Annotated in this window: 18 protein-coding genes; 15 read left to right on the top strand and 3 right to left on the bottom strand. The window is 57.8% G+C overall.

Annotation, left to right across the window (positions count from 1 at the left end; translation table 11 throughout):
• The first annotated feature begins 332 nt into the window (after positions 1 to 332).
• The 8 genes from PSH69_RS20980 to PSH69_RS20945 all read left to right on the top strand — a co-directional run bounded on the left by PSH69_RS20980 (position 333) and on the right by PSH69_RS20945 (position 7964).
• A complete protein-coding gene (locus PSH69_RS20980) occupies positions 333 to 785 on the top strand; it encodes a hypothetical protein (protein ID WP_028939823.1) in 453 nt (150 codons plus the stop codon).
• Between the two features lie 175 nt (positions 786 to 960).
• Positions 961 to 1917 carry a sugar ABC transporter substrate-binding protein gene (locus PSH69_RS20975; protein ID WP_019582837.1) on the top strand — a complete coding sequence of 319 codons (957 nt, stop codon included), beginning with the start codon at positions 961 to 963 and terminating at the stop codon, positions 1915 to 1917.
• 56 nt (positions 1918 to 1973) lie between these two features.
• Positions 1974 to 3527, top strand: a complete 1554-nt coding sequence (locus PSH69_RS20970) for a sugar ABC transporter ATP-binding protein (RefSeq protein WP_192351495.1) — start codon at positions 1974 to 1976, stop codon at positions 3525 to 3527.
• The gene (locus tag PSH69_RS20965) at positions 3524 to 4501 is read left to right on the top strand and encodes an ABC transporter permease (RefSeq protein ID WP_007940220.1); all 978 of its coding nucleotides are present in this window, start codon (positions 3524 to 3526) and stop codon (positions 4499 to 4501) included. Before PSH69_RS20970 ends, PSH69_RS20965 begins: the two co-directional genes overlap by 4 nt.
• A 3-nt stretch (positions 4502 to 4504) precedes the next feature.
• Positions 4505 to 5524: a LacI family DNA-binding transcriptional regulator gene (locus PSH69_RS20960; RefSeq protein WP_019649606.1), complete on the top strand. Its 1020-nt coding sequence runs from the start codon at positions 4505 to 4507 to the stop codon at positions 5522 to 5524.
• A gap of 59 nt (positions 5525 to 5583) precedes the next feature.
• Positions 5584 to 6501: a ribokinase gene (rbsK, locus tag PSH69_RS20955; RefSeq protein WP_305409704.1), complete on the top strand. Its 918-nt coding sequence runs from the start codon at positions 5584 to 5586 to the stop codon at positions 6499 to 6501.
• Entirely contained in the window at positions 6498 to 6902 is a 405-nt protein-coding gene (gene rbsD / locus PSH69_RS20950; protein WP_018930283.1) for a D-ribose pyranase, read from the top strand. The genes rbsK and rbsD overlap by 4 nt, the downstream gene beginning before the upstream one ends.
• A 33-nt stretch (positions 6903 to 6935) precedes the next feature.
• Entirely contained in the window at positions 6936 to 7964 is a 1029-nt protein-coding gene (locus PSH69_RS20945) for a nucleoside hydrolase (RefSeq protein WP_086945278.1), read from the top strand.
• Between the two features lie 38 nt (positions 7965 to 8002).
• Here PSH69_RS20945 and PSH69_RS20940 read toward each other — a convergent pair whose 3' ends face one another.
• On the bottom strand, positions 8003 to 8215 hold the full coding sequence (locus PSH69_RS20940; RefSeq protein WP_305409703.1) for a hypothetical protein: 213 nt from the start codon (positions 8213 to 8215) through the stop codon (positions 8003 to 8005).
• A gap of 132 nt (positions 8216 to 8347) precedes the next feature.
• On the opposite strand from PSH69_RS20940, the gene PSH69_RS20935 reads away from it, so the two are divergent.
• Together PSH69_RS20935 and PSH69_RS20930 are read left to right on the top strand one after the other, a co-directional pair.
• Entirely contained in the window at positions 8348 to 8653 is a 306-nt protein-coding gene (locus tag PSH69_RS20935; protein ID WP_018930280.1) for a hypothetical protein, read from the top strand.
• A 167-nt stretch (positions 8654 to 8820) separates the two neighbouring features.
• Positions 8821 to 9138, top strand: a complete 318-nt coding sequence (locus PSH69_RS20930) for an I78 family peptidase inhibitor (protein WP_305409701.1) — start codon at positions 8821 to 8823, stop codon at positions 9136 to 9138.
• Between the two features lie 72 nt (positions 9139 to 9210).
• Here PSH69_RS20930 and PSH69_RS20925 read toward each other — a convergent pair whose 3' ends face one another.
• The gene (locus PSH69_RS20925; protein ID WP_003179963.1) at positions 9211 to 9423 is read right to left on the bottom strand and encodes a cold-shock protein; all 213 of its coding nucleotides are present in this window, start codon (positions 9421 to 9423) and stop codon (positions 9211 to 9213) included.
• A gap of 290 nt (positions 9424 to 9713) precedes the next feature.
• Positions 9714 to 10016: a hypothetical protein gene (locus PSH69_RS20920; RefSeq protein WP_305409700.1), complete on the bottom strand. Its 303-nt coding sequence runs from the start codon at positions 10014 to 10016 to the stop codon at positions 9714 to 9716.
• Positions 10017 to 10389: 373 nt separating this feature from the next.
• Here PSH69_RS20920 and thrS point away from each other — a divergent pair, with 373 nt between their 5' ends.
• The 5 genes from thrS to pheS all read left to right on the top strand — a co-directional run bounded on the left by thrS (position 10390) and on the right by pheS (position 14629).
• Positions 10390 to 12312 carry a threonine--tRNA ligase gene (gene thrS, locus PSH69_RS20915; protein WP_007940231.1) on the top strand — a complete coding sequence of 641 codons (1923 nt, stop codon included), beginning with the start codon at positions 10390 to 10392 and terminating at the stop codon, positions 12310 to 12312.
• On the top strand, positions 12312 to 12863 hold the full coding sequence (gene infC, locus PSH69_RS20910) for a translation initiation factor IF-3 (RefSeq protein WP_172435341.1): 552 nt from the start codon (positions 12312 to 12314) through the stop codon (positions 12861 to 12863). Before thrS ends, infC begins: the two co-directional genes overlap by 1 nt.
• 60 nt (positions 12864 to 12923) lie before the next feature.
• Positions 12924 to 13118, top strand: coding sequence for a 50S ribosomal protein L35 (gene rpmI, locus PSH69_RS20905; protein WP_002553160.1), 195 nt, complete (start codon positions 12924 to 12926; stop codon positions 13116 to 13118).
• 28 nt (positions 13119 to 13146) lie between these two features.
• On the top strand, positions 13147 to 13503 hold the full coding sequence (gene rplT, locus PSH69_RS20900; protein WP_007905879.1) for a 50S ribosomal protein L20: 357 nt from the start codon (positions 13147 to 13149) through the stop codon (positions 13501 to 13503).
• Between the two features lie 109 nt (positions 13504 to 13612).
• Positions 13613 to 14629, top strand: coding sequence for a phenylalanine--tRNA ligase subunit alpha (gene pheS / locus PSH69_RS20895; RefSeq protein WP_007940232.1), 1017 nt, complete (start codon positions 13613 to 13615; stop codon positions 14627 to 14629).
• Positions 14630 to 14648 lie beyond the last annotated feature (19 nt).

Below are 14648 nucleotides of genomic sequence, written 5' to 3'. Positions count from 1 at the left end.
GTTTTCTCTAGTAGTGAGACGGTGCAGATGCAGGTTCATCTAGAAGCGCCCCAAGCAGATCTGAACGCCGGGGGTGGAGAGGAAGAGCAGGATCTGTACCAGTCGGACGCTGGAGAAGGTGATCTTTTAACCTGATGATTTTTATCAATATTGTTGTCGTGGCTGGCGATACTTCGCGCCTGGCTGTCCGGGTTTCCGAATATGTTCAGCTTTTATGTTCGGCTCACCGACCGTCATTGAGAAGGTCGCCTTGCAAAATCGAAAATCGGTGCTAAAGAAAACCCCGCACAGGTCGATGCTCCTTTAAAGGATCTATTTTTTCAGGAGTTCACATGTCGTTTACTGTCGGTTTTGCAAATGCAGGCGCAATCACTATCGGGGGCAAGTCCCCGGCGACCATCAACGACTTGAGTGAAGCGACATCCGACGCCTCGACCCAGGCGCTGGGTGAAGAGCAGGGCGATGACAATCAGGTCAGAACCGGTGGCGGCGCGGCGGCTCAGAGCGAAAGCAAATCCGAGAAAACCAGCACTCAGAGTATTGCGGTGCAGGTATTGCTCAAGCGCATGCAGGAACTGCAGCAGCAACTGCGCGAACAGCAGCAACAACTGGCGGCCGCTCAGGCAGCGAATTATCCGACCCCGGAAGCCAAGGCCACGGCTGTCATGACGATCCAGGGGCAAATCGCCGATACCAGTGCTGCGCTCGCGCAAGTGACAGGCAATCTGGTCAAGGAGCTGGCCAAGGATTCCAGCAGCGGCGGTCTGGTCAACACCACGGCGTGAGGCAAAACGGGTTGGCTTTTGCCTACCGAGACACGGAACGGGGCGTTGACAAATCTCGGCAGGGTTCGCATAGTTCGGTCTACGCAAACGTTTGCGCGGTCGCCGTCGATGGGTTGATCCATTGATGATCCAGCGTAAGCGTTGCTAAGAATAATCATAAGATCGGAGTGAACCCATGAAGCTGCCATTCGCTGGACGTCTTCTCGCTGTCGCTATGCTGGCTGCCGCATCCGCCGCGTTGCCTGTCTCTTCGGCATTCGCCGCAACCCCTGAAAAACCTAAAGTCGCGCTGGTCATGAAATCCTTGGCCAACGAGTTCTTCCTGACCATGGAAGACGGCGCCAAGGCCTACCAGAAAGACCACTCCGGCGACTTCGAGCTGATCTCCAACGGCATCAAGGACGAAACGGACACGGCCGGCCAGACGCGCATCGTCGAGCAAATGATCCTGTCCAAGGTCAACGCACTGGTCATCGCTCCGGCAGACTCCAAGGCCATGGTCCCGGTCATCAAGAAAGCAGTCGATGCCGGTATCACCGTGATCAACATCGATAACCAGCTGGACCCGGCTGTCGTCAAAAGTAAAAACATCACCGTTCCATTCGTAGGCCCGGACAACCGCAAAGGTGCGCGCCTGGTGGGTGAATACCTGGCCAAGCAACTGAAGGCCGGTGACGAAGTCGGCATCATCGAAGGCGTTTCCACCACCACCAACGCCCAGCAGCGCACGGCCGGCTTCAAGGATGCGATGGAAGCGGCGCAGATCAAAGTCGTGTCCCTGCAGTCCGGCGATTGGGAAATCGACAAGGGCGGCAAAGTGGCCTCGTCGATGCTCAGCGAATACCCGAACATCAAGGCCCTGCTTGCCGGCAACGACAGCATGGCGGTCGGCGCGGTCTCTGCCGTACGTGCCGCCGGCAAGGCCGGCAAGGTGCAAGTGGTCGGTTACGACAACATCAATGCGATCAAGCCAATGCTCAAGGATGGCCGTGTCCTGGCCACCGCCGACCAGTTTGCTGCCCGGCAAGCGGTGTTCGGCATCGAGACCGCGCTGAAAATCATCAAGGGCGAGAAAGTCGATAGCGGCGCCAACGGCGTCATCGAAACTCCGGTAGAGCTGGTTACCAAGTAGTCTTTCTGGCGACACAACGGTGCTCGCCCCTTGGGGCGGGCGCATGGAGAGTTTTTATGTCAGTTTCCGCCCCGAACGCTGTCCTCTCGGTCAGCGGTATCGGTAAGACCTACGCTCAACCTGTCCTGACCGGCATCGACCTGACGCTGATGCGCGGCGAAGTGCTGGCGCTGACCGGCGAGAATGGTGCCGGCAAAAGTACGCTGTCGAAAATCATTGGCGGGCTGGTCACGCCGACCACCGGCCAGATGCGATTCCAGGGTCAGGATTACTGCCCCGGCAGCCGCAGCCAGGCCGAAAAGCTGGGCGTGCGCATGGTCATGCAAGAACTCAATCTGTTGCCGACATTGTCAGTGGCGGAAAACCTGTTCCTCGACAACCTGCCCAGCCTCGGTGGCTGGATCAGCCGCAAGCAACTGCGCAGGGCGGCGATCGAGGCCATGGCTCAGGTCGGCCTCGATGCCATCGATCCGGACACCCTGGTCGGTGAGCTGGGTATCGGTCACCAGCAGATGGTGGAAATCGCCCGCAACCTGATCGGCGATTGCCATGTGCTGATCCTCGACGAGCCGACCGCGATGCTGACGGCCCGTGAAGTCGAAATGCTGTTCGAGCAGATCACTCGTCTGCAGGCGCGCGGCGTGTCGATCATCTACATTTCCCACCGTCTCGAAGAACTGGCACGGGTGGCCCAGCGCATCGCGGTATTGCGCGACGGCAACCTGGTGTGCGTCGAGCCGATGGCCAATTACAACAGCGAGCAACTGGTCACCCTGATGGTCGGACGTGAGCTGGGCGAGCACATCGACATGGGCCCGCGCAATATCGGTGCTCCGGCCTTGACGGTCAAAGGGCTGACTCGCTCCGACAAGGTTCGCGATGTGTCTTTCGAAGTGCGCGCCGGCGAGATCTTCGGGATCTCCGGTTTGATCGGGGCAGGGCGCACCGAATTGCTGCGCCTGATCTTCGGTGCCGATACAGCCGACAGCGGCACCGTCGCGCTGGGGTCGCCGGCTCAGGTGGTGGATATTCGTTCGCCGGCCGACGCGGTCGGTCATGGTATCGCGCTGATCACCGAAGATCGCAAGGGCGAGGGTCTGCTGCTGACGCAATCGATCAGCGCCAATATTGCCCTGGGCAATATGCCGGTGATTTCCAGCGGTGGCTTCGTCAACAACGGTGACGAGATGTCGCTGGCCCAGCGTCAGATCGATGCCATGCGCATTCGCAGTTCCAGTCCGACGCAACTGGTCTCGGAATTGTCCGGCGGTAATCAGCAGAAAGTGGTGATCGGCCGTTGGCTCGAACGCGACTGCACGGTGATGCTGTTCGACGAGCCGACCCGAGGCATCGACGTCGGCGCCAAGTTCGACATCTATACATTGCTCGGTGAGTTGACCCGTCAGGGCAAAGCACTGGTGGTGGTGTCCAGCGATCTGCGCGAACTGATGCTGATCTGTGACCGCATTGGGGTGCTGTCGGCAGGGCGTCTGATCGACACCTTCGAGCGTGACAGCTGGACCCAGGATGATTTGCTTGCCGCCGCGTTCGCCGGCTACCAAAAACGTGATGCGTTGCTCAACGAAGCAGCGCCTAGGGATCTTCCATGAATACTGCAACTCTGGTCGGCAAACGTAGTGGCAATTTTTACGGCCTCGGCACTTACCTGGGCCTGGCCGGTGCCTTGCTGGCGATGGTCGCGCTGTTCTCTGTGTTGAGCAGCCATTTCCTGTCTTACGACACCTTCAGCACCCTGGCCAACCAGATTCCCGATCTGATGGTGCTGGCGGTCGGCATGACCTTCGTATTGATCATCGGCGGAATCGATTTGTCGGTGGGTTCGGTGCTGGCGCTGGCGGCGTCGACAGTCAGCGTGGCGATTCTCGGCTGGGGCTGGAGCGTGCTGCCGGCGGCGTTGCTGGGAATGGGCGCCGCGGCACTGGCGGGCACCATCACCGGTTCGATTACCGTGGCCTGGCGGATTCCGTCGTTCATAGTGTCCCTCGGTGTGCTGGAAATGGCGCGGGGACTGGCATACCAGATGACCGGTTCGCGCACCGCTTATATCGGTGACGCCTTCGCCTGGCTGTCCAACCCGATCGCATTCGGCATCTCGCCATCGTTCATCATCGCCTTGCTGATTATCTTCATCGCCCAGGCTGTACTGACGCGTACGGTGTTCGGTCGTTACCTGATCGGCATCGGCACCAACGAGGAGGCGGTGCGTCTGGCGGGGATCAATCCGAAGCCCTACAAGATTCTGGTCTTCAGTCTGATGGGATTGCTGGCCGGTATTGCTGCACTGTTTCAGATTTCTCGCCTGGAAGCGGCGGACCCGAATGCCGGCTCCGGTCTGGAACTGCAAGTGATCGCTGCGGTGGTGATCGGCGGCACCAGCCTGATGGGCGGGCGCGGTTCGGTGATCAGCACGTTCTTCGGTGTACTGATCATCTCCGTGCTGGCGGCCGGTCTGGCGCAGATCGGCGCGACCGAGCCAACCAAACGCATCATCACCGGTGCGGTTATCGTGGTGGCGGTGGTGCTCGATACCTATCGCAGTCAGCGCGCAAGCCGGCGGACCTGAGTCATGGCAACGATCAAGGATGTAGCGGCACTCGCGGGCATTTCTTACACAACGGTTTCCCACGTGGTGAACAAGACGCGGCCGGTCAGTGAAGAAGTGCGGATCAAGGTCGAGGCGGCGATCAAAAGCCTCGACTACGTGCCCAGCGCCGTGGCTCGCTCGTTGAAGGCGAAAACCACAGCGACCATCGGCCTGCTGGTGCCCAACAGCCTCAACCCGTACTTCGCCGAGCTGGCCCGTGGCATCGAGGATTACTGCGAGCGCAATGGCTATTGCGTCATTCTCTGCAACTCCGACGACAACCTGGATAAACAGCGCAGCTACCTTCGCGTTCTGCTGGAAAAACGCATCGACGGCTTGATCGTTGCGTCCGCCGGTGGTGACAGCAGCCTGGCCGAAGGCCTGACGGGCGTGCGTACGCCGATGGTGATCGTCGACCGTGACCTGGAGGGCGTCGACGCGGATCTGGTGCGCATCGATCACGAATACGGTGCCTATCTGGCGACCCGGCACTTACTGGAGTTGGGGCATCGGGACATCGCCACGATTGGCGGCCCGGCGAGTACCAGCGTGGCGCAGATGCGTCTGGCCGGTTATTGCCGGGCGTTGAAAGAGGCGGGCGTCGAGGTGCCGCGCGAACGCATGCTGGAAAGCGACTTCACCAGCACCGGCGGTTACAACGCCGCCGCGATCCTGCTGGAAAAGAACCCGCCCAGCGCGATCTTCGCCGGCAACGACATGATCGGCATCGGTGTGTTGCGTGCCGCTGCCGAGCGCAATATTCGTGTGCCCACCGAGCTGTCGGTGATCGGTTTCGACGATATCCAGATGAGTCGTTACGTCTATCCGGCGTTGACCACCGTGGGCCAGTCAATCCTGCAACTTGGCGAGATGGCGGCCGAGGTGTTGCTGCGCCGGATCGCCGCGCCGGATCTGGCGACCGATCAGCGCATCGTGACGCCCAGTATTGTCCTGCGGGAATCGACCGCGCCGCTGGCCGGTGTGTTTGCCCAATATCGCTGAGCCGAAAGCACCGCTAAACAAAAAAGCACCGCTGAAATCGAATTGATGAGTAAAGATGTATGCCAGCAAAAGTAGTGGTAATAGGCAGCCTGAACATGGACCTGGTGACCCGGGCGCCACGGCTGCCCCGTGGGGGTGAAACGCTGATCGGCCAGTCATTTGCCACGGTTTCCGGCGGCAAGGGGGCGAACCAGGCCGTGGCCGCGGCCCGGCTGGGAGCGCAGGTATCGATGGTCGGTTGTGTCGGCAGCGATGCTTATGGCGAAGCGCTGCGTGGAGCGCTGTTGGCCGAGCGGATCGATTGCCAGGCCGTCACTACGGTCGAGGATTCCAGCGGCGTGGCGTTGATCGTGGTCGATGACAACAGTCAGAACGCGATCGTGATTGTTGCCGGTGCCAACGGCGCGCTGACCCCTGAGGTGATCGACCGTTTCGACAACGTATTGCAGGCGGCGGATGTCATCATCTGTCAGCTGGAAGTGCCGGATGCCACGGTCGGCCATGCTTTGAAACGCGGTCGTGAGTTGGGCAAGACCGTGATCCTCAATCCGGCGCCGGCCAGTCGCCCGCTGCCGGCGGATTGGTATGCGGCCATTGATTACCTGATTCCCAACGAAAGCGAAGCGTCGGCCTTGAGCGGTTTGCCGGTGGATTCCCTGAGCACTGCCGAAGTCGCCGCGACCAGCTTGATCGCCATGGGCGCCGGTAAGGTGATCATCACCCTTGGCGCTCAGGGATCGCTGTTCGCCAATGGCATCACCTTCGAGCATTTCCCGGCGCCGAAAGTGAAGGCAGTCGACACCACCGCGGCCGGCGACACGTTTGTCGGTGGTTTCGCAGCGGCGCTGGCGGCCGGCAAAAGCGAGGCCGAGGCGATCCGTTTCGGTCAGGTCGCCGCTGCGCTGTCGGTCACCCGGGCTGGCGCGCAACCTTCGATTCCTACCTTGTCCGACGTACAGGCGTTTAAAGCACCATGAAAAAGACACCTTTGCTCAACGTCGCGTTGTCGCGGCTGATCGCATCCCTGGGTCATGGCGACACCGTTGTGATCGGCGATGCCGGCTTGCCAGTACCGCCCGGCGTCGAGTTGATTGACCTGGCCTTGACCCATGGCATTCCGGATTTCATCAGTACCTTGAAGGTCGTGCTCAGCGAAATGCAGGTCGAAAGCCATGTGCTGGCCCATGAAATTCTCGATAAAAAACCGTCGGCCTTAAGCGTGCTGGATGAACTGAATGCCGAAGGTGCGCTTGGCCGGCGCGAGCTGATCAGTCATGAACAATTCAAGGCGCTCAGCCGACAAGCGAGGGCGATTGTTCGTACAGGCGAATGTCAGCCGTACTGCAACATCGTTTTGGTGGCTGGCGTAACGTTCTAACTTTCCGTTCTTCCCACGCACAAGGAGTGCGCTATGCATCGCTATGCTCAGAAACTGCATCACCTGCTTCGGAGTCTGCTGCTTTTGTCCCTGATTACCGCAACAAGCGCCTACGCGGCGGAAAAGATCGACTTGATCATCGACACCGATCCAGGTGCCGACGACGTGGTCGCCTTGCTGTTTGCCCTGGCCTCGCCGGAAGAGTTGAACATTCGTGCGCTGACCACCGTCGCTGGCAACGTGCGTCTGGACAAGACCTCGCGTAATGCGCGTCTGGCCCGTGAATGGGCAGGGCGTGAGGAGGTGCCGGTGTACGCGGGCGCGCCGAAACCGCTGATGCGCACGCCGATCTATGCCGAAAACATCCACGGCAAGGAAGGTCTGTCCGGTGTCACCGTGCATGAGCCGAAGAAAGGCCTGGCCGAAGGCAATGCAGTCAACTACCTGATCGATACCCTGAAGGCCGCCAAACCCCACAGCATCACCATCGCCATGCTCGGCCCGCAGACCAATCTGGCCCTGGCGCTGATCCAGGAGCCTGAAATCGTTCAGGGCATCAAGGAAGTGGTGATCATGGGCGGTGCGCACTTCAATGGTGGCAACATCACCCCGGTGGCCGAATTCAACCTGTTTGCCGACCCACAGGCGGCGGAAGTGGTGCTGAAGAGTGGTGTCAAGCTGACCTATCTGCCGCTGGACGTGACCCACAAGATCCTCACCAGTGAAGCGCGCCTGCAGCAAATCGCCGCATTGGACAACAATGCCAGCAAGCTGGTGGGCGATATTCTCAACGAATACGTCAAAGGTGACATGGAGCACTACGGCATTCCGGGTGGCCCGGTGCATGACGCCACGGTCATCGCTTACCTGCTCAAGCCAGAACTGTTTACCGGTCGCTCGGTAAACGTGGTGGTCGACAGTCGCGAAGGGCCGACCTTCGGTCAGACCGTTGTCGACTGGTATGACGGCCTGAAGGCACCGAAGAATGCCTTCTGGGTTGAAAATGGCGACGCTCAGGGCTTCTTCGATCTGCTGACCCAGCGCCTGGCTCGCTTGAAGTAAGCCAGAGACCCGCAGGTGCCAGCCTGCGGGGTTTTCCGCTACTCGGTATCCGTTGCACTCATGCCCTTATAGTCGACGGAGTACTTCTCGAGAACCTGGGTTATGAAGGTCTGGGCGGCCTGCGTCCCCAATTCCTTGACCAGCAAATCGATACCAATGATTGCCAGCTCTTCCGGGCTGCCCGGGCTGTAAGAGCTGTGGCCCTGTGGCCACTTGATTGTGATATTGGCGTCGATGCTTACAGTGGTCATGATGGGGCTCGTGAAGTCGGGAAAGTCTGAGTGTCGAGTTAACCATTTTGCAGGACGTTTGGCACTCCGACTTAGGCATCAGGGGAGGGCTATGCGACACTTGGTCTTTGACGAATTTTCAAGGATTGTGCTTTGCAGATCGATTTGAACACTCCTGACGGCTTGACCCTCGAAGCAGTGCGTCAGCTACTGGCCTCTGCCAGCGACGATGAGCACACCCAGTTGCGGGTCACCAAGGGCGGCATCGCTTACATTTCGTCGGGTGTCGTGGGTGGTACTGATATCGACGGGCTGCGGTTTCGTCTGGAAACATGGGCCAAGGGCTCGGGTTATGTCGGACGGGTCGCAGCCAGCGATGAGGTGTGGGTCATGCAGATCTTCAACGCGCTGAAAGACAACTGGCCGAATCCGCCGTACGACTACATCGACGTCTATTGAGCGCTGTTCATATTCAGTGACGATTGCGGGATGAACGCCAGGGCGATGCTCAGGCAAACTCGCCACTCGTCCAGATCGAGGGCAGGGTGATAGCGCCCACCTTGAAACCAAACACCAAAATGGCGGTCGCACGATCTCTGCTTAATTTTTGAAAAAAAGGAGGCGTCATGCCTTGGAAGCTCGCGTCATTGGGTGCGTTGTTGGCCGCTACTCTGCTGGCCGGTTGCAGCAGTACGTCCACCGAGTCGGCAAAGGACCCTGTGGCGACCGATACCGGCCACAGCCGTTGTGAAGCAAAGTCTGCCGAATTCACCATTGGCAAAAAGGCTTCGCCCCAATTGCTGGAGCAGGCACGTACCCGCGCAGGCGCGCAGAATGCCCGGTTCCTCAAGCCTGACGACATGGTGACTCTGGAGTACCGCTCCGATCGCCTGAACCTGAACACCGACAGCAATCTGGTGGTCACCCGCGTCAATTGCGGCTGATTGCTTCAGGTTTTTGTTTCACCCATAAAAAACCCCGTCACATGGACGGGGTTTTTTTAGTGCGCCAGTAAATTACTCTGGGCGAACTTGTGCAGCTTGCATACCCTTTTGGCCTTTCTCAGCCACGAAGGAAACGGTTTGGCCTTCTTTCAGGCTTTTGAAACCGTCGCTTTCGATAGCTTTGAAGTGTACGAACAGGTCGTCACCGCCACCTTGAGGAGTGATGAAGCCGAAGCCTTTTTCATCGTTGAACCATTTAACGGTGCCGGTTTGGCGATTAGACATGGTGTATCTCCAAGAAACATATATTTTCAGTAGTACTGTGCTGCTCAGGCCAACTGGGCACACCGGAGTATCATAGTCGAAATGTTCGCTTTGGGAGCCCCCCGGACGTGCTGTTTGCCCTACAGTCGTGTTTTCTTTACCGCTTCATACGGCTGAAAGCCCCGTTTTAAAAGGCTTTCAGCCAAAAGTAAAGACAATAAAAAAAGCTGTAAAACCTGCATAAATCGTACGAAAAAGCTGAAAACCGTTACTTTTTATCAGCGTTGGGCCGAGTCAAAAGGACTTTTTCCTCACTTTTTCGCCGGTGCATTGGCCTTGCATTTGGCGATCTCGCCCAGTGCCTTCTGTTGCAGTTCCGGGGTGGCCTTGTTGTCCATCAGCGACTGAATATCGGCGGCCGGGTAGGATTTGATCGCGTCGGCGCCACAAGCGCAGTGGGATTTGGCCGCAGCAGCGCCGATCTGAGGGGCCGCCGCTTGTGTGCACTGAGCCATGTACTTCTCGCGCTCACCCTTTGGCCAGTCGGCATGGGCGGCCAACGGCAGCAACAGGACGAGGGGGGCGACTACTGCGAATAAACGATTCAGACGCATGCTGAGATGCTCCTTTCGGGTCAATGTCTTTTATCTGATGGGTGACACGGGGTTCAAGTTCAGCACTCTGGCACAAAAAAGCCTGATTTGCCCCAGCAGAAAACCTCGGTGCATCGATGACCGTTCATCTGTGCTAGCATGCCTGGCTCGGGTGTTTGCAGGCTCCGGATGACCTTCCGTCCCGGCAGCGGCAAATGCGCGAATAACCCTGATTTGAATCCCAGTCACTCTGGTTCGGTTTTCCGGTTGGCCGCAAGGCTCCTGCCGCTGTAAGGCAGGCGTTCGTCATTGAATGGCCTGGATCGGATCTTGTACTGGCTCATCCCAACCCACGTGACCTTTGGTAGGGGTCACCACTAGGAGAGGAGGCGCCATGCCAACTATTACTCTTCCCGACGGCAGTCAACGTTCATTCGATCACCCGGTTTCCGTAGCCGAGGTCGCCGCATCCATCGGTGCAGGCCTGGCCAAGGCCACCGTAGCCGGCAAGGTCAATGGCAAGCTGGTCGACGCCAGCGACATCATCGACAGCGATTCTTCGCTGCAAATCATTACGCCAAAGGATGAAGAGGGGCTGGAGATCATTCGCCACTCTTGCGCCCACCTGGTTGGCCACGCGGTCAAGCAGTTGTACCCGACGGCCAAGATGGTCATCGGTCCGGTTATCGAAGAAGGCTTCTATTACGATATCGCCTTCGAGCGTCCTTTCACGCCTGACGACCTGGCCGCCATCGAACAGCGCATGCAGCAGCTGATCGAGAAAGATTACGACGTGATCAAGAAAGTCACTCCGCGCGCCGAAGTGATCGAAGTGTTCAAGGCTCGCGGCGAAGACTACAAACTGCGCCTGGTCGAAGACATGCCGAACGAGCAGGCCATGGGTCTGTACTATCACGAAGAATACGTCGACATGTGCCGTGGTCCGCACGTGCCGAACACGCGCTTCCTGAAATCCTTCAAGCTGACCAAACTGTCCGGCGCCTACTGGCGTGGCGATGCCAAGAACGAGCAATTGCAGCGCGTTTACGGCACCGCATGGGCGGACAAGAAGCAGCTGGCGGCTTACATCCAGCGCATCGAAGAAGCTGAAAAGCGCGATCACCGCAAGATCGGCAAGCGCCTGGGCCTGTTCCACACCCAGGAAGAGTCGCCGGGCATGGTGTTCTGGCACCCGAACGGCTGGACTCTGTACCAGGTGCTCGAGCAGTACATGCGCAAGGTTCAGCGCGACAACGGTTACCTGGAGATCAAGACTCCACAAGTCGTTGACCGTAGCCTGTGGGAGAAATCCGGGCACTGGGCCAACTACGCCGACAACATGTTCACCACGCAGTCGGAAAACCGCGACTACGCCATCAAGCCGATGAACTGCCCGTGCCATGTGCAGGTGTTCAATCAGGGCCTGAAAAGCTACCGCGAGCTGCCGATGCGTCTGGCCGAGTTCGGTGCCTGTCACCGTAACGAGCCGTCAGGTGCGCTGCACGGCATCATGCGCGTTCGCGCCTTCACTCAGGACGATGCTCACATCTTCTGTACTGAAGAGCAGATGCAGGCTGAATCCGCCGCGTTCATCAAGCTGACCATGGACGTCTATGCCGACTTCGGCTTTAAAGAAGTCGAAATGAAACTGTCCACTCGTCCGGAAAAACGCGTCGGTTCCGACGAGTTGTGGGATCGCGCCGAAGCGGCATTGGCCGCAGCCCTTGATAGTGCGGGCCTGCCGTACGATCTGCAGCCGGGCGAGGGTGCGTTCTACGGTCCGAAGATCGAGTTCTCGCTGAAAGATTGCCTCGGTCGCGTCTGGCAGTGTGGTACCCTTCAGCTCGATTTTAACCTGCCTGTCCGTCTGGGAGCCGAATACGTCTCTGAAGACAACAGTCGCAAGCACCCGGTGATGTTGCACCGGGCGATCCTGGGTTCCTTCGAGCGCTTCGTCGGAATTCTGATCGAGCACTACGAGGGTGCATTCCCTGCGTGGCTGGCGCCGACCCAGGCAGTGATTATGAATATCACTGATAAACAAGCCGATTTTGCCGCCGAGGTTGAAAAAACTCTCAACGAAAGCGGATTTCGTGCCAAGTCTGACTTGAGAAATGAAAAGATCGGCTTTAAAATCCGCGAGCATACTTTGCTCAAGGTTCCCTATCTCTTGGTTATCGGAGATCGGGAAGTCGAGATGCAGACTGTCGCTGTGCGTACTCGTGAAGGTGCTGACCTGGGCTCGATGCCCGTCGCCCAGTTCGCTGAGTTTCTCGCGCAAGCGGTTTCCCGGCGTGGTCGCCCAGATTCGGAGTAATTATTATTAAGCGTGAAATGAGACAAGATAAACGAGCTGCACCGAAAGCCCCGATCAACGAGAATATCTCGGCACGCGAGGTTCGGTTAATTGGGGCTGAAGGTGAACAGCTTGGGATTGTGTCAATTGAAGACGCGCTTCTTAAGGCTGAAGAGGCCAAACTGGATTTGGTGGAAATTTCCGCCGATGCAGTACCCCCTGTTTGCAAACTGATGGACTACGGCAAATCGATCTTCGAAAAGAAGAAGCAGATTGCCGCGGCCAAGAAAAACCAGAAGCAGATTCAGGTTAAAGAAATCAAGTTTCGTCCAGGGACGGAGGAAGGGGATTACCAGGTAAAACTGCGCAACCTGGTACGTTTCCTGAGTGACGGGGACAGGGCCAAGGTATCCTTGCGATTCCGCGGCCGTGAGATGGCCCACCAGGAGCTGGGGATGGAACTCCTCAAGCGAGTTGAAGGTGACTTGCTCGAGTACGGTTCGGTCGAACAGCATCCTAAGATGGAAGGACGCCAGCTGATCATGGTCATCGCCCCGAAAAAGAAGAAGTAATCAACAGGGCACGGCAGGCCTTCTGATTATGTTTATCAACTGAATGCGGAGTATCCGAACATGCCAAAAATGAAAACGAAAAGTGGTGCTGCTAAGCGGTTTTTGAAAACTGCTAACGGTATCAAGCACAAGCACGCTTTCAAGAGCCACATCCTGACTAAAATGTCGACCAAGCGTAAGCGTCAACTGCGCGGTAGCAGCTTGCTGCATCCGTCTGACGTGGCAAAAGTCGAGCGCATGCTGCGCCTTCGTTAATTTTAGTCAAGAATAGAGGAAGTAACTCATGGCTCGTGTAAAGCGTGGCGTCATTGCCCGTAAACGTCACAAAAAAATTCTGAAACTTGCTAAAGGCTACTACGGCGCTCGCTCGCGCGTATTCCGTGTTGCCAAGCAAGCGGTAATCAAGGCAGGCCAATACGCCTACCGTGACCGTCGTCAGAAAAAACGTCAGTTCCGCGCTCTGTGGATCGCTCGTATCAACGCTGGTGCACGTATCAACGGTCTGTCCTACAGCCGTTTCATCGCCGGCCTGAAAAAAGCGTCCATCGAGATCGACCGTAAGGTTCTGGCTGATCTGGCAGTGAACGAAAAAGCGGCGTTTGCTGCGATTGTCGAGAAAGCTAAAGCCACCTTGGCTTAAGTACCCCCGACAGTCACCCGGCTTCACCTCTGTGGGGCCAGGTGTTAAACGTCATAAATAGGGGAAGAGCCTTCAAGCTCTTCCCCTATTTTGTATCTGGAGTCTGTACATGGAAAACCTGGATGCGCTCGTCTCTCAAGCACTAGAGGCTGTGCAAAGCGCTGAAGATATCAATGCCCTGGAGCAAATCCGGGTTCACTACCTTGGCAAAAAGGGTGAATTGACTCAGGTGATGAAGACCCTGGGGAATTTGCCGGCAGAAGAGCGTCCGCAAGTCGGCGCGCTGATCAACGTTGCCAAGGAGCGTGTCACAGAGGTTCTCAATGCGCGCAAGGCGTTGTTCGAGGAGGCCGATCTTGCGGCCAAGCTCGCCGCCGAATCCATTGACGTGACCCTGCCTGGCCGCGGCCAGACCTCAGGCGGTCTGCATCCGGTTACCCGGACTCTGGAACGTATCGAGCAGTTCTTCACCCACATTGGCTACGGCATCGCCGAAGGCCCTGAGGTCGAAGACGATTACCACAACTTCGAAGCGCTCAACATCCCAGGCCATCACCCGGCCCGGTCGATGCATGACACCTTCTATTTCAATGCCAACATGTTGCTGCGCACCCATACCTCGCCGGTACAGGTCCGCACCATGGAATCGAAACAGCCGCCGATCCGCATCGTCTGCCCAGGCCGTGTGTACCGCAGCGACTCCGATATCACCCATTCGCCGATGTTCCACCAGGTCGAAGGCCTGCTGGTCGACCGCGATATCAACTTCGCCGACCTGAAAGGGACCATCGAAGAGTTCCTGCGCGTGTTCTTCGAAAAAGAACTGGCCGTGCGTTTCCGTCCTTCGTACTTCCCGTTCACCGAGCCATCCGCTGAAGTCGACATGGAATGCGTGATGTGCAGCGGTAAAGGCTGCCGTGTCTGCAAGCAGACTGGCTGGCTGGAAGTCATGGGCTGCGGCATGGTTCACCCGAACGTGCTGCGTATGTCCGGGATCGACCCGGAAGAGTTTTCGGGCTTTGCCTTCGGCATGGGCGTTGAGCGTCTGGCCATGCTGCGTTACGGCGTGAACGACTTGCGTCTGTTCTTCGACAACGACTTGCGGTTCCTCGCGCAATTTCGCTAGTCGTAACGAATTCTTAGGA

It is taken from the genome of Pseudomonas sp. FP1740, assembly GCF_030687165.1.
GTDB lineage: Bacteria > Pseudomonadota > Gammaproteobacteria > Pseudomonadales > Pseudomonadaceae > Aquipseudomonas.
The sequence above is the reverse complement of the archived record's forward strand: the minus strand, read 5'-3'. Positions and strand labels throughout refer to the sequence as shown.